Origin of the sequence: Phocaeicola sp. GP0067 (assembly GCF_031119655.1) — a bacterium.
In the GTDB taxonomy this organism is placed as follows: Bacteria; Bacteroidota; Bacteroidia; order Bacteroidales; family Bacteroidaceae; genus Phocaeicola; species Phocaeicola vulgatus.
Map to the genome: position 1 here is coordinate 87,224 of NZ_JAVHZY010000011.1, position 24,007 is coordinate 111,230.

Sequence of the window (24,007 nt, forward strand, 5' to 3'; positions counted from 1 at the left end):
CAGCACTTATTTTTTAATTTTTAATTCTCTGTTTTCAATTTCTCCAGTCTGCTTTCAATCATTCCGGCAATATCATCATCGGCCTGATAGTTCTGCTTCAATGAAAGCAAATATTGTTTAGCATCCAAGTTACGCCCCAACTTCATATACACATCAGCCAATAACACAAAGCTGCGTGCCAGCCAATAGGTATGCGGTGTACTTACCTCAATGTAATTCAGCACCTCCTGCTCCGCCTTATCCGTTTGTCCGCCGTCAAAGTAAATCTGGGCGACTTTATATTTGGCCTCCGCTCCATATACATTACGGGTGTCTTTCGCCAAGACCTTCAAATCTTCCATAGCTCCATCCGTCTTGCCGGCATCCAAATAAGCTTTTGCACGGTAATAATGTGCCTCGTTAGACAATTCCGGCGCCAGTTTAGTATCGGCCAGCAAATCTGTTGCGGCAAAGATAATCTCTTCCTCATTTCCCAGCATATGCGCACTGCGTAACATTCCGGTTTTTGCAAGCCGGCGACGCTCCATAGAAGCGGCTTTATCTTTCAATTGCTTGTAAATATGCAAGGCTTTTTCATAATCCTTCGCCGTATAAGCCATTTCGGCCCCCATCAACATGGCATCTTCAGAATATTTGTTGTTGGGATATTCCAATACTTTATCCAAATGCCGGGCTGCACTTTCATAGGCTTTCTGATTATAGTCTATCAAACCGATATAATAGTTGGCATTCAGACTGAAAGCACCTTCGGGGAAAGTCTGTAAATAACGGGTAAAGCTGTTGCGGGCCTCGGCGACCTCACCCCGCATATATACCCTTTCGGCAGCCACATAGGTCAATGAGTCACGCTCATTCACATCAAAGTTGGCACCGCCGGGGATAGTTGAAGCAAAATTGGCATACTCATCCACCTTATTCAAATCAATATAGATCGATTTCAAGTCACGCTGCGCCAAACGCGCCTCCTCACTGCCCGGATAACCGGCTATGACCTGCTTATAAGCCTGGATGGCTTCAGGATACTTGTCATCCTGATAGTATAGCAAACCGATCTCGTTAGCCGCCCGCCGTGCGACATTGCTCTCCGGAAATTTCTTCACCAGAATATTGAAACGGGCAATGGCATTGGCATTATCCTCCATCTGCACAAAAGCACGTCCCTGCTCGTAAAGGGCATCATCCATGTATTGTGATTCCGGATAATCCGAAATCAAGCGGTTCAACGTCTGCACTTTTCCATTGTAATCACGTTGCAAACCACGCACAAACGCCTCCTGATACAAAGAGTAATCCCCCAGTGACGGATCAATCTCCACCGCACGGGCATAATCCTGACGAGCCTGTTCAAAACGGCGGTCATAGAAGTTGCAGTCACCTATGCGGTTATAGGCATCTGCCTGCATGGTGCGTTCATTGATACTTCCCCTGTCCACAAAACGGGTAAACCAAGTGCCCGCATTTCCATAATTTTTCTGTTTGAAATAAGTATATCCCAAGTTATAGAGCGCCAAACCATATTCCTGTCCGTTCTTACTGGTGGCAAATTCCAGATACAAGCGGTAATCGTTACCCGCCTGCGGAAAACGGTCCAGACGATAATTGGATTCCCCCCTCCAGAAATAAGCGTCCGCCTTTGTCGCCTGATTGTATTGCCCCACAGCAAGCGATTGGTTGAAGAGCTCCAGAGCCTCCTGGAAACGGGCATTCGCAAATGCCTGTGTGCCCAGCCGGAACAAAATCTTCTGCTTGGCCTCCATAATGCGTGTGCCCGGATGCTCAATCTTTGCTATAGATTTTAAAGCAGCTTCATAACTGCGGGTATTCATATACACCTCTATCAAATAATCATTGACACGCTCCGTATAAGGTGAATTCGGGAACTCATTCAGAAAACGCTCAAACACGGTTACCGATTCGGCAAATGGAGAATAAGAGGTTTCATGAATACACAAAGCATAATTATAAAGAGCCTGTTCCTTTACTTTCGGATCAAAACTGAAATTGGCAGCCTGCTCGAATGCCATGCGTGCCCTGTTCCTCTCCTTCAAGTTCAAATAAGCCAGCCCCATGTGTAGATAAGCATTCTGTGACAAGGCATCATGTACCGAAGCCATTTCCCCCAAAGTAGCGGCAGCCTTGGAATAAACACCAGTATAATAATAACTCATACCGAGTTCATACAAAGGTTTACGCTGCGGGTGGGAAACACTTTCACGGTATCTTTCCAAAGGAGGTATCGCCGCTTGGTAATCATTCAATCCGAAACAAGCCTCTCCCCAAATCCGTTCCATCTGAGGAACATCCTTTTTAGCCGGATATTGCTCCAGATACGCTTTTGCCACAGTACGGGCCTGCTGATAATTTCCTTTCACCAAATAAATCTCTCCTATATAATAAGGAACCAATGCTGCATATACGGCATCATTCTGCAAAGACTGGAAACTTTTCAGCGCCTTGTCATAGCGTTTCTCCACATAATCAATATAAGCCAGATTATAAACAGCGTCATCCTGATACAATGGGCTTACCTCTTTCAGCAAGGTAAACCATACAGCCGCTTCACGCAGGTTGTCTTCTTTCAGATAAGAGGTGGCCAGACGCATGGCACAATCATCTCTTTCCTTATCAGGCAAAGCCTCCAGATCACACGACCGGAACAGGGCAATGGCCTCCTTGTATTTTCCCTCCATAAAATAAGCAGAGGCAATCAGTGACAGCACCCTGTTTTTATGGCGGGAATCAGGATATTTGTCCAGATAAGCCTGTAACAGCTCCATGCTGTCCCCGCCTTTCAACTCATATTCCCGGCATACCCGGTTATATTCCTTGTCACCTGCCACATCCTTGGGAGTGATCTGCTGCGCCATTCCCTGCAAGGAACAGCCTCCCATCAATGCGGCCATCAATAAGGTTTTTCTTTTCATATCTTATCATTAAAGTTTATGTTCTTTCAAAAAACGCCGGACTCCTTCACGCACAGAATCCAGCCCGAATTCTTCGGGATTCACTTCATCCAACGGAAGCCAGAAAGACTCCGCCACATCATCCATCGCCTTTATCCGGCTGGTATCTTTCACTTTACAAAGAAAGAACAGATCCAATGTATGTACCAGAAATCCTGAATAAAGATAAGTGTTGGGCAATGAGAACTGATAAACAGCCTCCTCCACCTGCAAGCCGGTTTCTTCCAACACCTCGCGTGCCACACCTTCCTCGCCGGTTTCATGCATATCAATAAACCCGCCGGACAGGTCCAATGTTCCCTTCGCCGGTTCTTTTCCTCTGCGGCACACCAACAACTCATTCTTATCATTCAAGATAAAAGCTACAGTAGCGGCACTGGAATTGAAATAATACACAAAGCCACAATCAGCGCAACGCTTTGATTTCTCATTGTTCACTTCAAAGTGCGGCGAACCACACTTCGGACAATATTTGAATAGTTCCAACGGATGCATAATTACTCCTTTCTAAGTATAGACACCGCAAAGATAGCGCAAATGACAGATAATTCATTAATTAAATCTAAAAGAAGAAAGAGAAAACACAATTCTTAGTACATTTGTTAGCAAAACAAAACGTAAATTCTTACATGGAAATTGCCATTATTATCGCACTTATCTTATTAAACGGGGTATTCGCCATGTCCGAAATCGCCCTGATCTCAGCGCGTAAAAGTAGTTTGTCCAATGATATCCGTCATGGAAGCTCTACAGCGCGTATCGCTTTAAAGCTTGCCAATGACCCGGACAAGTTTTTATCCACCATCCAAATCGGAATCACCCTGATTGGTATATTGACCGGTATTTACTCCGGCGACGTGCTGGCCACCGATTTTGGGAACATACTGACTGACGCCGGCGTACCCGCCACATATGCCTATTTATTGGCTCAAACCCTGATTGTCATCCTGGTCACTTACCTCACTATTATCTTTGGCGAGCTGGTGCCCAAACGCATTGGCATGAGTGCCTCCACCCGTGCTGCCAAGCTATTGGCACGTCCCATGTACTGGCTGTCCGTCATCGCCTCTCCTTTTGTATGGATACTTGCCAAAAGCACTTCACTTATCTTCAACCTGCTGCATATCAACACAGCGGAAGAAAAAGTGACTGAAGAGGAAATCAAATCCATGATAGACGAAGGAACCGAGAACGGTGAAGTGCAGGAAGTGGAACAGGATATTGTGGACCGCGTCTTCTCTCTTGGCGACCGCAGTATCAACACCATCATGACCTATCGCAGCGACATCGTATCCATTGACATAGACATGAACAACAAGCAGCTGTATGACATCGTATGCCAACACCTGTACCAAGTTTACCCTGTAACTCAAGGAAACACCCTGGACAACATCATCGGAGTAGTTTACCTGAAAGACCTCTTCGGGAAGCTGAACAGTTGCGAATTCAATCTGCGTGATGTGATCCGTCCGGCACAATACTTCCACGAAAACATGGATGTATATAAAGTATTGGAACAAATACGCCAGCACAACATCAAATACGGATTAATCTGTGATGAATTCGGCAGTCTGCAAGGCATCATCACCATGAAGGACATTCTGGAAGCCCTGGTAGGCACCTTGCCCAGTGACTCGGAAGACCCCGATATCGTTCCCCGCAAGGACGGAAGCTGGTTGATAGACGGCCAATGTTCTTTCTATGACTTTCTGAGTCATTTCGAAATGGAGGATTTATACCCCGATTATAATTACAACACGTTGAGCGGCCTCATCCTGCAACAACTAGGCCACATTCCCAAGACCGGTGAATCCATGGAATGGAATGACTTCACACTGGAAATAGTCGACATGGACGGAGCCCGGATAGATAAAGTATTAGTAACACTAACCCATAAAAACGAAGAGGACAATTAACATGCTGCAAAGAGATTACATTATGCGGTTGCTTCAACAATTTTTCGAAGCATTGGAAAAGTTGGTAGAAGAAAGAGATAAAAAGGACGGTCCCGAGCTGCAATTGCAACTTCAAAGCATTTATCGTGCCTACTTCAATCATCCTTCCACCTTCTATTATGATCAGGATGCGGAATATATACTGAACGAGATGGGACAGAACTATGGTGGCGAGGAATTGCTCACGCGCATCGACATGTTATCCGAACTGCTCTATCAGGATGCTTTGTTGAAAGAGTCCGAAGAACAAAAATATTTGTTAAGAAAATCGCTATTCCTGTTGAACTATTTAGATACACATAGCGATACCTTCTCATTTGAAAGAAGAGGGAAAATCGGCGAAATAGAGAAGAAAATAGGTGATTAGCTCCTCTTATTGCACTTTTTTTCAAAGAAATCCTGTTTTTTCTTGCAAAATAGTAGATAAATTAAAAAGTATTCCTATATTTGCTTACAGATTGATAACATTAAAATCGGTATATTATGGAGAAAATTGATAGTCTCGACAGACAAATTCTAGAAATTATATCCCAAAATGCCCGCATCCCGTTTAAAGATGTCGCAGCAGAATGTGGAGTTTCACGCGCAGCCATTCATCAGCGTGTGCAAAGATTAATTGATTTGGGAGTTATTATCGGTTCAGGATATCATGTGAACCCTAAGAGTTTAGGGTATAGAACCTGTACATACGTAGGAATCAAGCTGGAAAAAGGTTCCATGTACAAAAACGTAGTGGCAGAACTGAAGAAGATTCCCGAAATTGTGGAATGCCACTTCACTACAGGTCCCTATACCATGCTGACCAAACTTTATTCACGCGATAACGAGCATTTGATGGACTTGCTGAACTCAAAGATTCAGGAAATTCCCGGCGTTACGGCTACCGAGACCCTGATCTCTCTGGAGCAGAGCATCAAAAAAGAAATACCCATTCAAAGCTAAGAAAGAATGGAATGGCTGAATGAATACCATTTAGGCGGTATTGCCATCGGCATTTGTACCTTTTTAATAATCGGTCTTTTCCACCCCATCGTGGTCAAGGCCGAATATTATTGGGGTACACGGTGCTGGTGGATATTTTTGGTACTGGGCATAGCAGGCATTATAGGGACTGTGCTTATCAGTGACATCCTGATTTCCTCTTTATTGGGTGTCTTCTCCTTCTCTTCTTTCTGGACTATCAAGGAGATATTCGAGCAACGCGAACGCGTGCTGAAAGGCTGGTTTCCGATGAATCCGAAACGGAAACACGAATACGAATAGAAACTATTCTTTCCGGCCAAACCCTTTGCAATCCAATTAAAGGGCTTTTATTTCTTCTTCAGGAAGCCCTGTAGCCTGTACTATGACATCAGATGACACTCTCAAGTTTCGCGCATTCCTCATGCGCTCTTCGTAAACGTTCCCGCGATTCTAATATCATACGCATCCCGTGCCTGCAACATATCAAACAAAAATTATTTCACAACTTTATCCCCTGCTCCGTACTCTGCAAACTCTTCTTATTCCTATATTTGAAATTCTTTCCTTGCATATAATAATTGAATCCTAATGAAAAGCAGAAACTTCGGTCCTTCATCCTGCCGGATGAGAAATTGTAATAAGTTCCTTCGTGCGTAGTGGAATCATACCCCAAAGTGCCCAACAAATACCTCATATTTCCAGTAATTCCCAAATGTTTGTTCACACGCCAAGTTACCGTCAGTTCCGATTCAGACCCATAATGTTTCCGTTTGTTATTCACACCATAGCTGAAAGGCCGATAATTCCCATAAAGATTCCATGACAATCTTTTATAATGTCCATACGTATTAAGATTAACATAAAGAGAGCCCTTTCCATGCTGATGAGTATAGAAATGAGTATCATACCCTATATTTCCACCAAATGCAGATAGCGGAGGCAATGGTTCACCCTCTTTGCTAGGAGAGATGAGAAAAAGAAATAGTCATTGGGAACGCTTTGGTTTTCCATTAAGCCTTCGGCTTGGAAAATGGAACTTTTACAACAATCTGGTCCTTTCTAATGCAGGAGATCCTTATATCACGGAAAATATAACCCATAACAGCCACCTGAACACCCATATTGTAAATCAAAATATAGACCGTAAAAATATAAGAAGAATCAATGAAACATTCAGCATGTTATATGATATAACTACCCTGCAAAGCATCGGACTTAACTGTATGGTAAAACAGGCTGGAAGCACACTAAAATCTTCTTCTTTTTCCGAAACACAAGAAACAGAAAAGGAATATACCTCTTCCTACCATAGTAAAGGGAAAGGGGATGACAAAATATATCAGGCTAGTTTGAACTATAATTGGAAATCAAAAAACGGAAAGAATACTTTGCAAACAGTTCTTGATTATTTGAAAAGTGACGAAACGAAAGAACTGAATCACCATTATCTTTATCAGTATCCGGAGAAAAACGAAGAGGATAATAAATGTAGCAACACCGGAACTGTTTCTGATTTATGGAAAGCAGAAATAAATTATATCTTCTTGCTCAACAAACATTCCAGGTTGAAATGGGGTGGCGACTATTATAATAACCATACCAACAACCAAATGTATTACGCATATCAGAGTGGAGAAGGATGGCAGAAAGAAGAACACGTAGAAGCGAAACAATATATCACAGTGTATACAATATGAATGCCGGCCTTTACAAATATTTCCTGGATCAAAAGTTCTGCATAAAATTATCAGTTTACGCTATTTTGAATAAAAGAAGAAATCTGACCACAATTACCAATAACAATCTAAGCAGAATAGAAGAAAATAATAAAACCCCTTATCAAGGAGCGTGCTTAAACCTTATATATAAGTTTGACTTTGGCAAGAAAGTAAAAGTAAAACGTGCGAAAAGCATACAGACAACAAGCGATAGTTATTTGCGCAAATAGTGATCAGGAAATTGTCAATTCTAGTACATTGATCTATTTATCCGACAGATAGTTTTAGCACCCATCTCAACCACACGTCAAGATACAATGAAGGAATTATTTCCTTCAAATCCTTCATCAGCGCATTACTTGCTGAATATAAATAAGTTGCAATGAAGGATCGCTATAGATATCCTTCATCTATTCTTCATGACAGTCTACTTTTAATACTTCAAGGAAACGTTCCCAGGTTTTTCTAAATCTATTTTCTGCCAAATCCATAATGATTCGTTTTTATACCCAAGATATAAGAACAAAAAAAGAGAGACAATATAAAAGCGCGGAGACGCTTACATATTCCTTCAGCCCCGTTCCATCTCCAAAAACGCATCCCAAGGTGATGACTGTCCGGCAAAATACTCACATTTCATCAAATGACAACAACCGGACGAATAAGGTGTATCATCCGGTCGAAGTCGTTGTATCTTCCCTTCAAGTAAATTGTTTCACTTAAGTGATGATATTATATCACCTTAGTGATGAACTTTCATCACTAGAGTGCTCAAACTTCATCACTTAAGTGAAACAACTGAATCAAAAGGAAGATATCGTGTAATCAACCGGACGAAACAGCTTGTTATTCAGGATGTTTACGCTTAGTCACTTTTCTCTAAAACCCCACGAAAAACACTTGCAAAACGCTATTTTACACAGTATCTTTGTTCCAACGGAAACCTAAAACAACAAATAATGAATAAAAAGTTATTGAACAAAGTAATGAAGAAGCTTGCTTCCTCGAATGTAGTGATAAGTCCGACAGTGAAGAGTTCATCTACCTCATTATCAATGCAGAAGAAACCGGAAACGGAGCAAGTACAGCAAAAATTGGAACAATATTTGCTGAGCCGCTACCATTTTCGCTTCAACGTGCTGACGGAACAAACGGAATGTTGCAAAAAAGACGCTGACACACCTATATATAAGGTAATAAGCCAGCGCACACTGAACAGCCTGTGCCTGGAAGCACGTGCACGTCACATCAACTGCTGGGACAAGGATGTAAGCCGGTTCGTGAACTCGGAGCAGATGCCGGACTATCATCCGTTACTTTCCTATATGAACACCCTTCCCGAATGGGACGGCAAGGACCGCGTGACTCCGCTGGCACAACGCATATCTACGAAAGATTTCTGGGTGAACAGTTTCCACCGCTGGATGCTGGGCGTAACTGCCCAGTGGAGCGGACGCATGGCCCGGTGCGCCAACGCTGTGGCCCCCATGCTGGTGAGCAGCGAGCAAGGGAGATGCAAATCCACTTTCTGCGAATTGCTGATGCCCGATTCGTTGAAAGACTACTATACGGACAGCTTCGAACTGACCGGACAGGCAGGATGCGAGCAGAAGCTGGCTTTCTTCGGACTGATTAATCTGGATGAGTACGACCGTCTTTCACCACAGAAACTGCCATTGCTGAAAAATCTGATGCAGATGAAAAAACTGGATTTCCGCAAGTCGCACCGCTCGTCCTACAGCCATCTGCCCCGGATGGCCTCGTTCATCGGCACCAGTAACCGGAAAGCGCTGCTCACCGACCCCAGCGGAAGCCGCCGTTATTTCTTTGCCGAGGTAAAGGAGAAGATAGACTGCTCGCCACTGGAGCACAAACAGCTTTTCGCCCAGCTGAAAGCAGAACTGGACGAGGGAAAGCGTTACTGGTTCTCGGCGGAGGAGGAATCCGAGCTGAAACTGCGCAACCAGGCCTATTATGCCTTGCCTACCGAAGCGGAAATGATTCTCCATTGTTTCAGACTGCCGGAGAAAGGGGAAGACTTCAAACTTTACTCGGCAGTATGCTTGTTCAATATCCTGCTGAAACGATATCCGGCAGCCATGCGCGGCATCACGATAAACAAAATGGGAAGAATCATGAATTCCCTGGGAGCGGAACGGATGCATACCACAACAGGAAATATGTATAAACTGGTAGCACTGGCCGGGTAAAAACATCCCTGAAGCTATTATGAAGGAATTTATAATGATTCCTTCATAATAGCCTTCTGTATATCAACACATTACCCTTCCATGAAGGATTTGAACAATTTTATCGCTTATTTTAATTCCGATGTACCACCATCTTCTTATTCCGGCCGGTAAACCTGCAAAGGCAGCTCACCTTTCAAGGCTCCCAACGCATTATAAGCCAGCGAGCCCATCTCGTCTTCACCGGGCATCAGCACGACCGGCGCCAGATAATCAATCTGTTCCTTGAGAATCCCTACACAGTAATCACTATGGGCAATGCCTCCCGTCAGAATAATGGCATCCACCTGCCCACGGAGCGTGACATACATGGCCCCTGCCTGTTTCGCCACCGTATAGAGCATCGCATCCAATACCCCTTTATAAGGCTCCTCGCCTTCGGAAGCTTTCCGGGCAATAGTCACCACATCATTCATACCCAGATGGGCAGTCAGCCCCCCTTTGCCATTCAGCATCTTCTTGATCTGCTTTAACGTATACTTACCGCTGAAGCACAATTCCGCCAACTGGTCGGCAGGAATGGTTCCCGCACGTTCGGGAGAAAACGGCCCCTCACCGTTCAAGGCATTGTTAACATCAATCACCCGTCCTTTGCAATGGGCACCCACCGATATGCCACCCCCCAGATGCACCACAATCAGATTCAACTCTTCATAATGTTTCCCGATGGAAGCGGCATATTTACGCGATACCGCCTTACTGTTCAAGGCATGGAAGATGGAAATGCGCTCTATCTCCGGTATTCCCGTCAGGCGGGCGGCCGGTTGCAGCTCGTCTACCACTTCGGGATCGGCAATGTAGGCGGGACAATGGCATTCCCGGGCTATTTCATCGGCAATCAGCGCGCCCAAATTACAGGCGTGCTCCATCCGGGCGTTGAGCAAATCGTGTTTCATCTGTTCGTTAATGGCATACACCCCGCCGGGCGTAGGCTTCAGCAGACCGCCACGGGCAATGACGGCATCAAAATCCAACGGAATATCCGCCTCGGCAAGCAATCGCAATACAAAGTCCTTACGGTACGCATACTGTTCGTTGACGTGGTGAAACTCCGACAAGTCATCCGCAGTATGATGGGCCCCTGCCGCCCACACCGGCTTTTCATCGATGAAAAGGGCTATTTTGGTAGAAGTAGAGCCCGGATTAATCACAAATATTTTCATAGTTTCAATAATTTATCAATTTGCGAATGAGCCAAAACCATGCGGCAACACAGCACAGCCAATTGACACACCGGCAAATTGGCACATTGCCACATTATTTATCCGGCCACGCAGGCCAATGCCAGACTGTAATATTTCGAATTACCGGAATCGGCACGCGACGGAACCACTACGGGAGAGGCCGTACCTCGCAACATACCTGCCATGTTGGCGTCACCAAACAATGACACCGTTTTATAGAATGTATTTCCCGACTCGATATTGGGAAAGATCAACAAATCCGCATGTCCCACCACCGGCGAGCTGATTCCTTTCACCTCACCGCTATGCGCATCACATGCCGTCTTCACATCCATGGGTCCGTCCAAGTACATGTTTCCGTAAGCACCGGCGGCGGCACGTTCCTTTAAAGTCACATAATCCAGTGTATGAGGGAATTTCTCGTTTACTTTTTCCGTACAATGAATCAAGGCCACACGGGGAGCTTCTATTCCCATGCGGCGGCATACCTCCAGATCATACCGCAGCATCGCCTCGAATTGTTCCAAGGTAGGACGGGGAATGACCGCTGCATCCGAGAAGAACAGCAATTTCTTGTACATCGGGATCTGTGCCACCGTGATATGGCTCAGCACATTCCCTTTCGGCAGGATACCATGTTCCTTATTAAGCACGGCCCGCAATAAATTATCCGTATTGATAATCCCTTTCATCAACACGTCCGCATGTCCCTCACGTATCAGCGAAACAGCTTCCTGGGCTGCTTTATCGGGACTTGTCGCCTCGTATACTTTCACATGATCCGGATATTGAAGGCGGATATATTCCGAGTTCAGCAAATGGGGCGTATCCGCCACCAATAAGAAATCGGCAAAGCCTTCGTGCAAACTGCGGGTTATAACGTATTCGGTATGAGGGTCATTGGGGCAAACAACCACCACACGTTTCCGCTCCTTCAACGAACGCAAACGGCATATCAGGCCGGCGAAGTCTTGTATAGGTTCCATGGTCATTAGATTTTTAGCAAATATGAAAAATAAATCTGAATTTATCCCTATCTTTGCTTAGTTTCTATGAATAATTTAACTTATGAAAACGTTTCAAACATTTGACATTTCAGCCGAGTACGATGCCATACACCGCACCTTTCCCTGCCACAAAGATGCTCCAGTCATAGGGCTTACCGGAAACTTCCAGGAAGGCGCATGTACTTTGCTGGAAGGATATTTCACTTCCATTCTGAAAGCAGGAGGTATTCCTTTCATTATTCCTCCTGTTGACGAAACTAACAGTTTGATAAACTCACTGAATGCATTGGATGGCTTGCTACTGACCGGCGGTGCGGATATCAATCCCTTGTTCCTTGGAGAAGAACCGATAAAGGAATTACACAGCATAAATCCCCGGAGGGATCGTCAGGAGTTATTGCTTGCCAAACTGGCCGCCGACCGGCAGATACCGATTCTGGGAATATGCCGCGGCATACAGGTGATGAACGCCGCTTTTGGAGGCAGCCTGTATCAGGATATCCACGTACAGATGGAAGGGGAACGGATCAAACACGATCAGGATTTGGGACGGGGATATGCCTCGCATACGGTCCGGATAGAGAAAGATTCCTTACTCTATAAATTGTTTGAAACAGAAATATTGCCGGTCAATTCGTTTCACCATCAGGCGGTAAAGGAGGTTGCGCCGGGTTTCAGGGTAACTGCCCGCTCATCCGACGGAGTCATTGAAGCGATGGAATCTACCGAATGCAAGTCCATGATGGGAGTGCAATGGCATCCGGAATGTTTCATTCTGGAAAACAATACCTGTATGATGCCGGTATTCCACTGGCTTATACAGGAATCCACTTCTTTCAGAGAAGCCAAAAAACTTCACAGCCGCATGATAACGCTGGATTCACATTGCGACACTCCCATGTTCTTCGATCAAGGAATAAACTTCGCCACCCGTGACAAGAAAATCCTGGTAGACCTGCATAAGATGACGGAAGGACATCTGGACGCAACCATCATGGTGGCTTACCTGAAGCAATTGGAACGTACCGATGAAGCCTTATCGGCCGCTACTGCCAAAGCAGACCGCATCCTGAACGAAATAGAGGAGATGGTTGCCAAGAACTGTACAGCCGTAGATATAGCATATACTCCCGCTGATCTGTGCCGTTTGAAAAAAGCAGGGAAAAAGGCTGTCATGCTGGGCATTGAAAACGGATATGCCATTGGCAAGGATATCACGAATGTAGAACGTTTCCGCCATCGTGGCGTGGTGTACATGACACTTTGCCACAACGGAAATAATGATATCTGCGGCTCTGCCCGTTATAATGAGGAAGGACTGGGCGTAAGCACATTCGGTGAACAGGTGATAAAAGAAATGAACCGTGTGGGAATGATGGTAGATGTTTCTCATGCCGGAGAGAAAAGTTTCTATGATGCACTGGCAATCAGCGGCAAACCGATCGTAGCCTCTCATTCTTCGGCCCGTGCCCTTTGCGACCATCCGCGCAATCTGACGGATGACCAATTGAAAGCATTGGCAGCCAAGGGGGGGGTGGCACAGGTATGTATGTATGGCGGATTCCTGCGCAAGAACGGAGAAGCTACCATCAAGGATGCCATCGAGCATCTGAACCACATGGTAAATGTCATGGGCATAGAACATGTAGGGATAGGAACCGATTTTGACGGTGACGGCGGCATCACAGGCTGCGCTTCGGCATCAGAATTGATAAACTTTACACGCCGGCTGCTGTTGGAAAGATACAGTGAAGAAAATATCCGCCTCATTTGGGGTGGAAACTTCCTGCGCGTTATGGAAGAAGTACAAAGAAAATAACGTAACTTTGCGGCGCAGCCCCCTTCCATATAAAGGATAATGCACAAATAAATAACAGAAGAATAAGTATGAAGATAAGAAATGTTTTAGTAATCCCGTTCTTGCTGCTTGTATTGACAGCCGTTTCGTGCGGAAACAGTAAAAGCAGAAACGACCGGACAGAAACCGTAGACAAAGAAGTGATCAAGGCTCCCGAATTCAATGCAGACAGCGCCTACCAGTACATTCAGGTACAAGCAGACTTCGGTCCCCGTGTTCCCAACACACAGGCGCACAAAGAATGTGGGGAATATCTGGCAGGACAATTGGAAAAATTCGGCGCCAAGGTATACAATCAATATGCCGATCTGATAGCATACGACGGTACGATACTGAAATCACGCAACATTATCGGTGCTTACAAGCCCGAAAGTAAAAAACGTATCCTGCTTTGCGCCCATTGGGACAGCCGCCCGTATGCCGACAATGATCCCGACCCGAAGAATCACCATACTCCTATACTGGGAGTGAATGATGGTGCCAGCGGTGTGGGGGTGCTGCTGGAAATCGCCCGTCAGATACAGAAGGAACAACCTGCCCTAGGTATAGATATCGTATTTTTCGATTCGGAGGATTATGGAATTCCCGAATTTTATGACGGCAAGTACAAACAGGACACTTGGTGTCTTGGATCACAATACTGGGCACGTACCCCACATGTTCAGAACTATAATGCACGCTATGGAATCTTGCTGGATATGGTAGGAGGAAAAGATGCCACCTTCTATTATGAAGGTTACTCGGCCCGCACCGCCCGTTCCGAAATGAAGAAAATCTGGAAAAAGGCACATGAGCTGGGATATGGCAAATATTTTGTAAAAGAAGACGGGGGCGAGACGGTGGACGACCATATCTATGTCAACAAGTTGGCGCGTATCCCGTGTGTGGACATCATTAACTATGATGCCGACAATCCGCAAAGTTCTTTCGGCTCTTTCTGGCATACGGTAAACGATACGATGGAAAACATTGACCGTAACACGCTGAAAGCGGTAGGACAAACAGTGATGGATGTGATTTATAATGAGAAATAAATGATAAAATAATGAAAACAATAAACGAACTTCAGAACGAAGTGATAGAAGAGTTCAGTGATTTTGATGACTGGATGGACAAGTATCAATTGCTCATAGATTTGGGTAACGAGCAGGAACCACTCGCCCCCGAATATAAAACAGAACAAAACCTGATAGACGGTTGCCAGAGCCGCGTATGGCTGCAAGCCGATATGGAAGACGGCAAAGTGGTGTTCCAGGCGGAAAGTGACGCCTTGATTGTAAAAGGTATCATTGCCCTGCTTATCAAAGTAGTCAGCGGACATACTCCGGATGAAATATTAAGCAGTGATTTATACTTTATAGAGAAGATAGGTTTGAAAGAACATCTGTCGCCCACCCGCAGCAATGGCTTGCTGGCAATGGTAAAACAGATGCGTATGTATGCGCTGGCTTTCAAGGCAAAAATGGCGAACTAGTGATTAGTGGTTAGTGATTACTAACCACTAAAAAATCATCGTCCCAGCCGCTTGGTATCGACATCGGTACGTTTCTTCTCTTTGTATCCGCCGAATTTATAGAGGAATGAAAATGTAAAGCTACGATTGTCCCAATTCATTTCTGTCCGGTTCCGTTGCTGCCCCCACGCCAGCCGGGTGGTCATATTCGATGTATTAAGAATATCATTTCCTTTCAATATCACCTTCGTCTTTCCATCCGGAGAAGCCCACTGAAGTGAAGTCGAAACATTACAAATAGGACTTAAGTTATACACCCCTTGTATGGCACGTGATTGGTAAAAACCAGCCAACGTACCTATGATATTCGGTTTCTTCGATAAGATGAATGTGTTTGTGGTATTCAGAATGACGCTGAATTTATGCCGGTTGAATGCAATATCATGGAAATGGCTGTTCTTGTCATGAGAGAACAGGCCGAAAGCAAAAATGCGCCCGTTCCACCATGTACTCACTTTATAAGAAGCCATAGTCTGTATGGTCCATCTTTTCTGAAAATCATAATTCACAAACTGATTCACCTCCGCCAGACGGTCGGGCAATTGATAAGGGAGCTGCACAAAGTAATCGGGTGTGTAATTGTAATTCACCCCTATCATATATCTATTCTTATACAGATAATTCAAGTCGAGCGAATAATTGGAACTTGGCTTCAGGTCGGGATTTCCATGAGCCTCGGTATAGCTGTCCACATACTGTATAATAGGTTGCAACTGCCAGTAAGCGGGATATTTACGATTACTGGTGAAAGACATTTGCAAGGTATGGCCATCTGCCGGAGTATAAGTTGTGTTTACAGTGGGATACAGCATCCAGCTATGGCGTTCCCCGGCATGATAAAGCTCTGCGGCCAAGGAAATTTCGGCAGAGAACTTCTTCCCAAAACTATGTGAAGCGCCGGTGTACATATTCAGAGTATATTCTTTTCGAAGCAGTTTCTCGGAATTATCGGGAATCAAGGCTCCTGTTTCACCATCCCGATAGAACTGGTAGCTGTTATCGTGTGTGGCAGTGTACTTTACACCATAATTTATCTCGGTTCCACCTTGCAAGGAATGAAGCTGGTTGGCATAGAATAACCAGCGGTTGATACGTTGGTTGCTGTCATAATTCAATGTCCGGCTGACATCCTGCATATCTTTCTCCAGAAAGGTCTGTGACGGATTGGAGAAAAAAAGGAAATCCATTCCTGCCGAAAGGCCGAAAGAAGATTGATAATCGGCCGCCACATTATGTAACTGGCGGTCACCGTCATCCGTTTTATCACTGTGGGCTGTTCCACGCATTTTTGTACAGTCCTGCCCATAGCGGTATTGTGTATTGTAAACCACACTCAACAAGTTCTTCTTCCCGAAATCATAATCCGCCCCCAAGCGGAGGTTATGCCGGCCGCCATACCCTTTAGCCTCTGTTTTCAAATCCAACTCGTGTACGTCCCCCGCCATAGTGTGCCATGACTGTTTGTCCAATCCGAAAGTGGTATGTTTGAACCCGTATGAATACATCACATCCGCCGAAAAGCGCCGGGAAGTGTAGAGCAAATTTCCACGGCCTGCAATGTCTTCCCTGCGGGACTGTTCATACATAGCCGCTACTTCACCGGACCAAGAAGGCTTCTGCCCGATATTCGATTTTAGAATAACATTCACCATGGCTCCACGAATGCGGTAACGTGCCGGAGCAGCATACATGATTTCCGCTTTCTCCAGACGACTGACAGGGGTATTCTGAAGCACGGACTTCAAATCGTCCTTGTCCAGTGTACTTACTTTTCCATTTACTACCAAAGTAATACTGCGCCCCCCAAAAGTGAGATTGCCATCTTGTTCCACGATGCCGGGCAGTTCCTTTACCGCCTCGTAGGCGTTATTCACCGGAAGCCGCTCTACCATACGGGGTAAGTCATAGACCAGCTTTCCCCGCTCGGCCTTTACCACCGGACGCTCCCCTTTGACCAACACCTCCGGCAATTGTTGGAAAAGGCTGTCCATATAGGTATAATTCACATCATTCTGCGCTTGTGCCGCAAATGCCGACAAGCATAAACAAAAGATAATCACTGTCCTCATCATCGTTTTATTTTTAGTGTCCATGCAAAGTAAAGGTGAAAAATGTGCCGTATGTGTTACCGCCGGCTTATGAAGTCTTATTTAGTGTTATCAAAAGAAAGAGAATACTTATTTTGTACCTATTTTTGCCAAACCATGAAGATACCGTTTAAAGCCATAGCCGCATTGATTATCCTTTCGCTGATAGGCGTCTTTGCCTATCAGGCATATTGGTTGACAGGATTATACACCTCGATGAAGAAGGATATGGACAATTGCCTGATAGAAACATTACAGGTGAGTGACTACAATGAAATGATGGAACGGTGCGACTCCGTGAAACGAAGCAACGAAACCATAAATGGCTATATCGAATCCAGTATCAATCTGGACAGCAGTGCTTTGATTACCAAAGTTATAGAAACCGAGCCTTTCAAACAGCAAAAAAGATTTGGTCTGGAAATCAATGAACCGGTATCTACTACCATCGACAAAAACGGTACACTGGAACTGCTCACCAAATACTTCCAACGGGGTATCCACAGCCAGCTGGACCTTTTCACGGAAATCAACCTGCACACTTTCGACAGCCTTTTTACAAGGACACTTGCCATGCGCGGAATCATCTACCTGCCTCACCGCATCGAAATAGTGAATTTACGTCAAGACAGCACGGTCGTACAAGGACTCAGCTCACCTCAAAAATACAGGCCGGGCAAAGAAGCAGTGAGCTACTATTACAATTATGACTTGTACAACAAAATGGCATACCGGTTATGGGTGGAACCGACAAATACCATCGTCTTGCAACAAATGAAGGGGATACTTTATACCTCTTTCTTTATCATTATTATATTGGGGGTATCATTCTGGTTTCTTATCCGTATCATCTTAAGGCAGAAAAGTGTAGAAGAAATGAAAGAGGACTTCACGCATAACATTACTCACGAACTGAAAACTCCGATAGCCGTAGCCTACGCCGCCAACGATGCATTACTGAACTTCAACGGAGCAGAAAACCTGACGAAACGACAGAACTATCTTCAGATTATCCAAACCCAGCTGAAACAGCTCAGCGGACTGGTGGAACAGATCCTTTCCATGAGTATGGAGCAACGGAAGAACTTCCGTCTGAACTATGAACCTGTCGAACTGAGGTCTATGTTGGAAAATCTGATCAGCCAACATAGATTGAAAGCTGATAAGCCGACTGAGTTCAAACTCATTATGGAAGAAAACATAACCCTACGTGCAGACCGCTTGCACCTGTATAACATGATCAGCAATCTGATAGATAATGCTATAAAATATTCCGATGAAAAGGCATATATTTACATTTCTGCAATACGCTGCAACAATCCATGCAACGGTGACCGTAACGCTTATGTAATGCTAAAGATACAAGACAAAGGAATAGGTATTCCTGCCGACAGACAAAAACATCTGTTTGATAAGTTTTATCGGGTTCCGACCGGTAATCTGCATAATGTAAAAGGATATGGATTAGGACTTTATTATGTAAAAACAATGATAGAACAGCATAAAGGAACTGTTTCCGTGGAAAGCAGCACAGGAAAAGGCAGTACCTTTACACTTAAAATTCCCGAATAAGCAAATGGAAAAGATACACGTTTTATTAGTAGAGGATGAACAGACTCTTGCCATGATTATCAAGGACACACTGGAAGAACAGGATTTTATCATTACTACCGCCGGAGATGGTGAAGAAGGCTTAAGAAAGTTTTTCGAACAGAAACCGGACGTATTGGTAGCCGATGTCATGATGCCCCGTATGGATGGCTTTGAAATGGTACGCCGCATCCGCCAATCGGATAAACCAACCCCGGTATTATTCCTCACCGCCCGGTCTGCCATCAATGATGTAGTAAAAGGATTTGAACTGGGAGCTAATGACTATCTGAAAAAGCCATTCGGTATGCAGGAGCTTATTGTACGCCTCAAAGCCTTGATGCACAAAGCTTTTGTGGAAAAAGAAATAACCAATACCTACACCATCGGAGGATATCAGTTCAACTCCGTCACCCAACAACTGGATTTTGCAGGGAACATACAAGAACTCTCCCACCGGGAATCGGAAATCCTAAAACGCCTGTGTGAGAACCGGAATGAAGTGGTGAACAGCCAAAGCATCTTGTTGGAGCTATGGGGAGATGACAGCTTCTTCAATTCACGCAGCCTGCATGTATTTATTACGAAATTACGCCATAAACTGTCCAAAGACCAAAGCATACGGATTGTGAATGTAAGGGGAATAGGTTACAAACTGATTATAAACTAACACTTCTTCCCTCTAATCAAGACTTTCTGCCCGCCGGACAAGGTAGTGGCAAAGATATAATCATCTCCTCCCTCTTTCAGTTTCAAACGTTTGCGAAGTTCCGCAACCGATAATGGAAAGTTGCGGATCGTAATATTCGCCTTGTCCATATCCATCAAGAACGCTTTCAGTTCCTTTTTTCCAAAACCCGATACGGCCTCAACCCGGAAACGACGTCCCGGAAAATCCGGAACCAAAGAAACAGAGGTATATAAATGGCTGTTGAGGTGAAGTTTCGCCACAGGATAGGTTTGTGTGAGAGAACGAAAAGCACCGGCTTTCAGTATAGCGGCATTCGGTTCATACAAATAAGTTCCGACTTCATCGGCCAAAAGACAGGGCGATGTTTTTTCCTGCTTCAAGGTAAAGGTGTAATGCCGGCTCTCCCCGTTGCCTGCAATATGTTCGCAATGGATGCTTACCTCCGATGAAACGGACTCTTTTTGCAGTATCAGCAATAACTCCTTGCACTCGTTATTCACAGCGACAATGTGTACCGCACGAACTGTTTTCAACTCGTTCAATGCCAATGACAGATCCAGCATAGGCGATAATTTCACCATCACTTTCTTTGCCTTATCAACCAGCAAAGGCTCCAAAACAGTAACATCCGGCTCGCAATCAGAGATGGCAACCGTCTTTCCACCGTGTCCGTCTCTTCTGGCAGGGTCTAAAAACAAGCAATCTACCGGAAGCATTTCCTGCAAATAGGATACCCCGTCCCGGTTGTGTATCCGAATGTGCCCCAACCCCAACAAAGGGAAATTATGCAAAGCCAGCTCACAAAGTCCTGACTGCCTTTCCACATAATCAGCCTGCTTGAAATTCCGGGAGATAAAGCTGCAATCAATGCCGAAACCTCCGGTTAAATCGGCAAAAGTATCGCCTTCCAACAAAGAGGCCTTATACAAAGCAGTTGCTTCGGAAGAACATTGCTCCATAGACAAATGAGGGGGATACCATAATGCAGAAACCGGATACCATGAAGGTATCTTGCGGGCCGCCACCTGCCGTCCGGCAATTTGTGTGACAGCTGCCGCCATGTCTACATCGGGATATTTCTTACTTTGCAAAGCCAGTGTACGCGTATCGTCCTCCTTATGTTCTTCGATGAAATGGAGTGTTTTTGCTGATATTTCCATCCTTTATCTAATTACTTTATAGTTCCGTTTTGCCTCTTCACGACTGCGGAAGTTGAAATGCCACCACTCACTGCGCAAAGGTTTATAACCCGCATCCGTCATGACCCGGCGCAGCAGCAAACGGTTTTTCCGTTCCTGCGCTGTAATGATTCCCTGCTGTACCATTGCCGCCTCGGTATCTATGTGTGCTTCCTTGCCCAAATGATCCACCTTGGTCCCCATAGGCAAAGGATTTCCTTTTTCATCTGCAATACTCACATCCACCGCCAAACCATAATTATGCAACCCTCCTCCCCGGGCCGGATTGGATACATATATATTTTGGGAAGTACCTTTTACCACATTCCACATTTTCTGCTGCACGGACATGGGACGGGCGGCATCATAAATAATCAGAGAATAACCGGGATACAACTCTTTCAACCGCTTTTGCGCTTGCAACAAGGCTTTGGCAGCCTCGGGATGAAGATAGGCCTCCTGCAAATCCTCATAAAGGACTTTCCCGGTAAAATTGTCGGCACGGGTATACATCAAATCTATTTTCAATGTCGGGTCCATCCGGCCTACATTCACCAATCCCAAAGAATCAAGATAATGCTCCATCCTGCTTTGCGAGAAAGCGGGACAGAGCATTATCAGCAATGATATAAAAATAAAAACAGACTTCATCTACAGCGGTATCTTTCTTACTATTATAATACAGACCTCAGTAACTCAGGAATCTCAATATTACAGCATTCCATCTCCTTCAGTATTTTCTTTCCTTCCTCCGTAAGCGAGAAATACATCTGGCGTTTGTCACAATCTCCCAAATTACGCTCTATATAGCCTTTATCCTCTACAGATCTGATAACCTTAGAAGTATTCGAATTAGAAAGCCCCAATTGCTCTGCTATCTCTCCCGAGGACAGGCGTTTCTTTCTGGAGAGACAGCACAGCAACATTCCTTCGTTCAGACAAAGGTGGTGCGCCTTTTCAAACCGTGTTTCAAATTCTGCAATAGCGCGATAGAGATCTCTTATTTTACATAAAGTTTCCATATTGCTCTTTCTTCTTGATGCTATTGCACAAAAGTACTTATTTTTTCAATAAAAACTCATCAATAGCCTTTTTAAATGACGCTTTGGGCATAGCCCCCTGTGCCATCTCCGGCTTTCCTTCCATGGGGATGAACAGAATGGACGGAATACTCCGTATACCAAACGCGCCTGCCAGTTCCTGTTCTTTCTCCGTGTCCACTTTATAAATCACAATCTGACCATCGTATTCTTTTGCCAATTCGTCCAAAATAGGAGCTACCATTTTGCAAGGACCACACCAGTCAGCATAGAAATCCACAATAGCCGGTTTGTCACCTTCATATTTCCACTCTTCCGGGTTTTTCTCGAAATTATATACTTTCGCCAAAAATTCAGCTTTAGTCAAATGTATGACCTTTCCATTTCCTTCTGTTGCCATAGTTTCTTCTTTTACAGGGTTATTATTACTGCTTCCTCTGCCGCAAGCTGTTGTGGCAGCCAGCACAAGGGCTAAAAAAAATAAAATCGTTTTATTCATACTTATTCCTCCTTCTTTATCTTTCTATGCTCCGGCATAAATGAACTGAGCAACAATCCCCCCATTGCCGCCCCCCAAATGGAACTGTTGACAGGAGAAGAAGTGATAGGGCAAGTCCCAGTGGTGCAACCTACATACCGCCAATACAAATATCCTCCTACCATTCCTGCCACAATACCAAGCAATGTCCATCCATACCTTTTTATAAACTCTTTTTTCATACTCTTCTTCATAATTAAAACCGGACTCTGTTATGTTATCTCCTTTAATTATTTCCTTAGGAAACTTTTTCCAAATATATTCCATACTTTCCTATATAACAAATTTCCTTAGGAAAATATTTAAATAATAACTTTCCTTCACGATTCGGCACCTACATTTACACAATATTCAGCAACACAAAAGGTCAAATCATTATACAACAACTATTTCCCGGCCCAAGACAGCACCACAGGACTCTCTACACGCACTCCGTATTCAGCCGCTTTTTCCAGTATATTCCTCGCCAACTCAGGCTTCTGATCATCACTAGCATAACGGAAATAGGCTTCCGCCGCCCGCACATGTGCCGCATCGGGCATCGGGAAAGCACGCTCTTCAGGAATTCCGAAATCAGAACTGCTCAGTTCTCTACGCTCTTCGGCATCCAACCGGTCTGATTCTACTGGTTTCATAAACTATAAGGTTTTAAAGTGAATAATCTTCATAAGAAAACAGAATGAATGGAATAAAGATGGCAGGAAAGTGTTAATCTATCACATTTTTCACGGATTACTTAAAATAAGAAAACTATTAATGCTGTTATTTCCAATGATTTATTATTTTTGTACCCACCTAGATAAACACAATGACCATGAAAAACAAACTATATTTTATTATAGTAGCCACGCTGCTGTGTCCAACATCGCTATATGCACAATCCGGCACTGACAAACGATCCGTTCTGTCCTTTCAGACAGGTCCTACCCTCTACACCGGAAAGCTGATAGGAATAGCAGGATATTCCTCGAATTTGCGCAACGGCATAGGTTGGTCAGGAAGTTATACTTACCTGGTAGGAAACAAGCCTGCCATTAGAGCCGGATTCGGAATACTTTATCAAGGCAGCCGATATACAGGCAACACGACAAATACCACAGACAAGATTCAAACACACTATTTTGCTCCACAGTTCTCCCTGCATTGGCTGAAACAACAATTCGATTGGTATTTTACTACCGGAACCGGATACCAGTTATATAAAGACGACAGTATGGTATATGATAAACCACGAAAAGTATCCATGAACAAATGGGCGGCAAACTTTGGAGTAGGCGGAGAATACCACCTTTTCACCCATTGGGGGATCAGTGCAAGGATAAGCTATATCCTGGCGTATTCCGGTGAATATTCCGTCCGCTATCATCATAAAGAATGGATGGTACAACCACATTATCCGATGAACGGTTCGGATGACATTTCTCAATTATCTTTCTCGGCAGGTATTAACTATCACTTTTAAAAGATTCAGAC

At 44.6% G+C, this 24,007-nt stretch carries 25 protein-coding genes; 13 read left to right on the forward strand and 12 right to left on the reverse strand.

The window, feature by feature from the left end; translation table 11 throughout:
• Positions 1–20: 20 nt before the first annotated feature.
• Both RE317_RS10620 and RE317_RS10625 read right to left on the reverse strand, forming a co-directional pair.
• Positions 21–2,924: a tetratricopeptide repeat protein gene (locus RE317_RS10620; protein ID WP_032939401.1), complete on the reverse strand. Its 2,904-nt coding sequence runs from the start codon at positions 2,922–2,924 to the stop codon at positions 21–23.
• A 9-nt stretch (positions 2,925–2,933) separates the two neighbouring features.
• Positions 2,934–3,458, reverse strand: a complete 525-nt coding sequence (locus RE317_RS10625; protein WP_005838805.1) for an NUDIX domain-containing protein — start codon at positions 3,456–3,458, stop codon at positions 2,934–2,936.
• Between the two features lie 134 nt (positions 3,459–3,592).
• Here RE317_RS10625 and RE317_RS10630 point away from each other — a divergent pair, with 134 nt between their 5' ends.
• The 4 genes from RE317_RS10630 (at position 3,593) to RE317_RS10645 (ending at position 6,181) form a co-directional block, all read left to right on the forward strand.
• Positions 3,593–4,879 (forward strand): hemolysin family protein, encoded by a 1,287-nt coding sequence (locus tag RE317_RS10630; RefSeq protein WP_005838803.1) that lies wholly within the window; start codon positions 3,593–3,595, stop codon positions 4,877–4,879.
• Positions 4,880–4,901: 22 nt separating this feature from the next.
• Entirely contained in the window at positions 4,902–5,285 is a 384-nt protein-coding gene (locus tag RE317_RS10635; protein WP_005838801.1) for a hypothetical protein, read from the forward strand.
• Positions 5,286–5,401: 116 nt separating this feature from the next.
• A complete protein-coding gene (locus tag RE317_RS10640) occupies positions 5,402–5,860 on the forward strand; it encodes an Lrp/AsnC family transcriptional regulator (protein WP_005838800.1) in 459 nt (152 codons plus the stop codon).
• A gap of 6 nt (positions 5,861–5,866) precedes the next feature.
• The gene (locus RE317_RS10645; RefSeq protein ID WP_005838797.1) at positions 5,867–6,181 is read left to right on the forward strand and encodes a DUF4491 family protein; all 315 of its coding nucleotides are present in this window, start codon (positions 5,867–5,869) and stop codon (positions 6,179–6,181) included.
• 199 nt (positions 6,182–6,380) lie between these two features.
• On the opposite strand, the gene RE317_RS10650 is transcribed toward RE317_RS10645, so the two are convergent.
• Positions 6,381–6,824, reverse strand: coding sequence for a hypothetical protein (locus tag RE317_RS10650; protein WP_303266240.1), 444 nt, complete (start codon positions 6,822–6,824; stop codon positions 6,381–6,383).
• A gap of 25 nt (positions 6,825–6,849) precedes the next feature.
• Here RE317_RS10650 and RE317_RS10655 point away from each other — a divergent pair, with 25 nt between their 5' ends.
• The 3 genes from RE317_RS10655 to RE317_RS10665 all read left to right on the forward strand — a co-directional run bounded on the left by RE317_RS10655 (position 6,850) and on the right by RE317_RS10665 (position 9,809).
• Positions 6,850–7,578: a hypothetical protein gene (locus RE317_RS10655; RefSeq protein WP_008668558.1), complete on the forward strand. Its 729-nt coding sequence runs from the start codon at positions 6,850–6,852 to the stop codon at positions 7,576–7,578.
• A complete protein-coding gene (locus RE317_RS10660) occupies positions 7,575–7,829 on the forward strand; it encodes a hypothetical protein (protein WP_303266241.1) in 255 nt (84 codons plus the stop codon). Before RE317_RS10655 ends, RE317_RS10660 begins: the two co-directional genes overlap by 4 nt.
• A gap of 729 nt (positions 7,830–8,558) precedes the next feature.
• Positions 8,559–9,809 carry a DUF3874 domain-containing protein gene (locus RE317_RS10665; protein ID WP_008668562.1) on the forward strand — a complete coding sequence of 417 codons (1,251 nt, stop codon included), beginning with the start codon at positions 8,559–8,561 and terminating at the stop codon, positions 9,807–9,809.
• A 137-nt stretch (positions 9,810–9,946) separates the two neighbouring features.
• Here RE317_RS10665 and buk read toward each other — a convergent pair whose 3' ends face one another.
• The gene (gene buk, locus RE317_RS10670; RefSeq protein WP_005838784.1) at positions 9,947–11,011 is read right to left on the reverse strand and encodes a butyrate kinase; all 1,065 of its coding nucleotides are present in this window, start codon (positions 11,009–11,011) and stop codon (positions 9,947–9,949) included.
• A gap of 98 nt (positions 11,012–11,109) precedes the next feature.
• Complete coding sequence (locus RE317_RS10675) at positions 11,110–12,018, reverse strand: phosphate acyltransferase (RefSeq protein ID WP_005849704.1); 909 nt, start codon at positions 12,016–12,018, stop codon at positions 11,110–11,112.
• Between the two features lie 82 nt (positions 12,019–12,100).
• On the opposite strand from RE317_RS10675, the gene RE317_RS10680 reads away from it, so the two are divergent.
• The 3 genes from RE317_RS10680 (at position 12,101) to RE317_RS10690 (ending at position 15,371) form a co-directional block, all read left to right on the forward strand.
• The gene (locus RE317_RS10680) at positions 12,101–13,858 is read left to right on the forward strand and encodes a gamma-glutamyl-gamma-aminobutyrate hydrolase family protein (protein ID WP_005838778.1); all 1,758 of its coding nucleotides are present in this window, start codon (positions 12,101–12,103) and stop codon (positions 13,856–13,858) included.
• A 68-nt stretch (positions 13,859–13,926) separates the two neighbouring features.
• On the forward strand, positions 13,927–14,931 hold the full coding sequence (locus RE317_RS10685) for a M28 family peptidase (protein ID WP_008668565.1): 1,005 nt from the start codon (positions 13,927–13,929) through the stop codon (positions 14,929–14,931).
• 11 nt (positions 14,932–14,942) lie between these two features.
• On the forward strand, positions 14,943–15,371 hold the full coding sequence (locus RE317_RS10690; protein WP_005838774.1) for a SufE family protein: 429 nt from the start codon (positions 14,943–14,945) through the stop codon (positions 15,369–15,371).
• Between the two features lie 35 nt (positions 15,372–15,406).
• Here the strand turns inward: RE317_RS10690 and RE317_RS10695 are convergent, their stop codons facing one another.
• Positions 15,407–17,479 (reverse strand): outer membrane beta-barrel family protein, encoded by a 2,073-nt coding sequence (locus RE317_RS10695; protein WP_050541239.1) that lies wholly within the window; start codon positions 17,477–17,479, stop codon positions 15,407–15,409.
• A gap of 51 nt (positions 17,480–17,530) precedes the next feature.
• On the opposite strand from RE317_RS10695, the gene RE317_RS10700 reads away from it, so the two are divergent.
• Positions 17,531–19,069, forward strand: a complete 1,539-nt coding sequence (locus RE317_RS10700; protein WP_008666324.1) for a cell wall metabolism sensor histidine kinase WalK — start codon at positions 17,531–17,533, stop codon at positions 19,067–19,069.
• A 4-nt stretch (positions 19,070–19,073) separates the two neighbouring features.
• Entirely contained in the window at positions 19,074–19,757 is a 684-nt protein-coding gene (locus RE317_RS10705; protein ID WP_008666326.1) for a response regulator transcription factor, read from the forward strand.
• Here the strand turns inward: RE317_RS10705 and RE317_RS10710 are convergent.
• From RE317_RS10710 to RE317_RS10735, 6 genes are all read right to left on the reverse strand, one after another.
• The gene (locus RE317_RS10710; RefSeq protein WP_008666327.1) at positions 19,754–20,938 is read right to left on the reverse strand and encodes a hypothetical protein; all 1,185 of its coding nucleotides are present in this window, start codon (positions 20,936–20,938) and stop codon (positions 19,754–19,756) included. The genes RE317_RS10705 and RE317_RS10710 overlap by 4 nt on opposite strands.
• A 3-nt stretch (positions 20,939–20,941) precedes the next feature.
• Positions 20,942–21,607, reverse strand: a complete 666-nt coding sequence (locus RE317_RS10715) for a M15 family metallopeptidase (RefSeq protein WP_008666328.1) — start codon at positions 21,605–21,607, stop codon at positions 20,942–20,944.
• Positions 21,608–21,630: 23 nt separating this feature from the next.
• A complete protein-coding gene (locus RE317_RS10720; RefSeq protein WP_005838763.1) occupies positions 21,631–21,978 on the reverse strand; it encodes a winged helix DNA-binding protein in 348 nt (115 codons plus the stop codon).
• 37 nt (positions 21,979–22,015) lie between these two features.
• Positions 22,016–22,495 (reverse strand): thioredoxin, encoded by a 480-nt coding sequence (gene trxA, locus RE317_RS10725; RefSeq protein WP_005838762.1) that lies wholly within the window; start codon positions 22,493–22,495, stop codon positions 22,016–22,018.
• A gap of 2 nt (positions 22,496–22,497) precedes the next feature.
• The gene (locus RE317_RS10730) at positions 22,498–22,716 is read right to left on the reverse strand and encodes a DUF6132 family protein (protein ID WP_008666329.1); all 219 of its coding nucleotides are present in this window, start codon (positions 22,714–22,716) and stop codon (positions 22,498–22,500) included.
• A gap of 204 nt (positions 22,717–22,920) precedes the next feature.
• Positions 22,921–23,169: a hypothetical protein gene (locus RE317_RS10735; RefSeq protein WP_008666330.1), complete on the reverse strand. Its 249-nt coding sequence runs from the start codon at positions 23,167–23,169 to the stop codon at positions 22,921–22,923.
• A 179-nt stretch (positions 23,170–23,348) separates the two neighbouring features.
• On the opposite strand from RE317_RS10735, the gene RE317_RS10740 reads away from it, so the two are divergent.
• Positions 23,349–23,996, forward strand: a complete 648-nt coding sequence (locus tag RE317_RS10740; protein WP_005838759.1) for an outer membrane beta-barrel protein — start codon at positions 23,349–23,351, stop codon at positions 23,994–23,996.
• Positions 23,997–24,007: the final 11 nt, after the last annotated feature.

Excerpts from the sequence above, each read along its gene's own strand:
- RE317_RS10620 (WP_032939401.1), bottom strand. The coding sequence starts at position 2,924 with ATGAAAAGAAAAACCTTATTGATGGCCGCATTGATGGGAGGCTGTTCC.
- RE317_RS10625 (WP_005838805.1), bottom strand. The coding sequence starts at position 3,458 with ATGCATCCGTTGGAACTATTCAAATATTGTCCGAAGTGTGGTTCGCCG.
- RE317_RS10630 (WP_005838803.1), top strand. The coding sequence starts at position 3,593 with ATGGAAATTGCCATTATTATCGCACTTATCTTATTAAACGGGGTATTC.
- RE317_RS10635 (WP_005838801.1), top strand. The coding sequence starts at position 4,902 with ATGCGGTTGCTTCAACAATTTTTCGAAGCATTGGAAAAGTTGGTAGAA.
- RE317_RS10640 (WP_005838800.1), top strand. The coding sequence starts at position 5,402 with ATGGAGAAAATTGATAGTCTCGACAGACAAATTCTAGAAATTATATCC.
- RE317_RS10645 (WP_005838797.1), top strand. The coding sequence starts at position 5,867 with ATGGAATGGCTGAATGAATACCATTTAGGCGGTATTGCCATCGGCATT.
- RE317_RS10655 (WP_008668558.1), top strand. The coding sequence starts at position 6,850 with ATGAGAAAAAGAAATAGTCATTGGGAACGCTTTGGTTTTCCATTAAGC.
- RE317_RS10660 (WP_303266241.1), top strand. The coding sequence starts at position 7,575 with ATGAATGCCGGCCTTTACAAATATTTCCTGGATCAAAAGTTCTGCATA.
- RE317_RS10665 (WP_008668562.1), top strand. The coding sequence starts at position 8,559 with ATGAATAAAAAGTTATTGAACAAAGTAATGAAGAAGCTTGCTTCCTCG.
- buk (WP_005838784.1), bottom strand. The coding sequence starts at position 11,011 with ATGAAAATATTTGTGATTAATCCGGGCTCTACTTCTACCAAAATAGCC.
- RE317_RS10675 (WP_005849704.1), bottom strand. The coding sequence starts at position 12,018 with ATGGAACCTATACAAGACTTCGCCGGCCTGATATGCCGTTTGCGTTCG.
- RE317_RS10680 (WP_005838778.1), top strand. The coding sequence starts at position 12,101 with ATGAAAACGTTTCAAACATTTGACATTTCAGCCGAGTACGATGCCATA.
- RE317_RS10685 (WP_008668565.1), top strand. The coding sequence starts at position 13,927 with ATGAAGATAAGAAATGTTTTAGTAATCCCGTTCTTGCTGCTTGTATTG.
- RE317_RS10690 (WP_005838774.1), top strand. The coding sequence starts at position 14,943 with ATGAAAACAATAAACGAACTTCAGAACGAAGTGATAGAAGAGTTCAGT.
- RE317_RS10695 (WP_050541239.1), bottom strand. The coding sequence starts at position 17,479 with ATGAGGACAGTGATTATCTTTTGTTTATGCTTGTCGGCATTTGCGGCA.
- RE317_RS10700 (WP_008666324.1), top strand. The coding sequence starts at position 17,531 with ATGTGTTACCGCCGGCTTATGAAGTCTTATTTAGTGTTATCAAAAGAA.
- RE317_RS10705 (WP_008666326.1), top strand. The coding sequence starts at position 19,074 with ATGGAAAAGATACACGTTTTATTAGTAGAGGATGAACAGACTCTTGCC.
- RE317_RS10710 (WP_008666327.1), bottom strand. The coding sequence starts at position 20,938 with ATGGAAATATCAGCAAAAACACTCCATTTCATCGAAGAACATAAGGAG.
- RE317_RS10715 (WP_008666328.1), bottom strand. The coding sequence starts at position 21,607 with ATGAAGTCTGTTTTTATTTTTATATCATTGCTGATAATGCTCTGTCCC.
- RE317_RS10720 (WP_005838763.1), bottom strand. The coding sequence starts at position 21,978 with ATGGAAACTTTATGTAAAATAAGAGATCTCTATCGCGCTATTGCAGAA.
- trxA (WP_005838762.1), bottom strand. The coding sequence starts at position 22,495 with ATGAATAAAACGATTTTATTTTTTTTAGCCCTTGTGCTGGCTGCCACA.
- RE317_RS10730 (WP_008666329.1), bottom strand. The coding sequence starts at position 22,716 with ATGAAAAAAGAGTTTATAAAAAGGTATGGATGGACATTGCTTGGTATT.
- RE317_RS10735 (WP_008666330.1), bottom strand. The coding sequence starts at position 23,169 with ATGAAACCAGTAGAATCAGACCGGTTGGATGCCGAAGAGCGTAGAGAA.
- RE317_RS10740 (WP_005838759.1), top strand. The coding sequence starts at position 23,349 with ATGAAAAACAAACTATATTTTATTATAGTAGCCACGCTGCTGTGTCCA.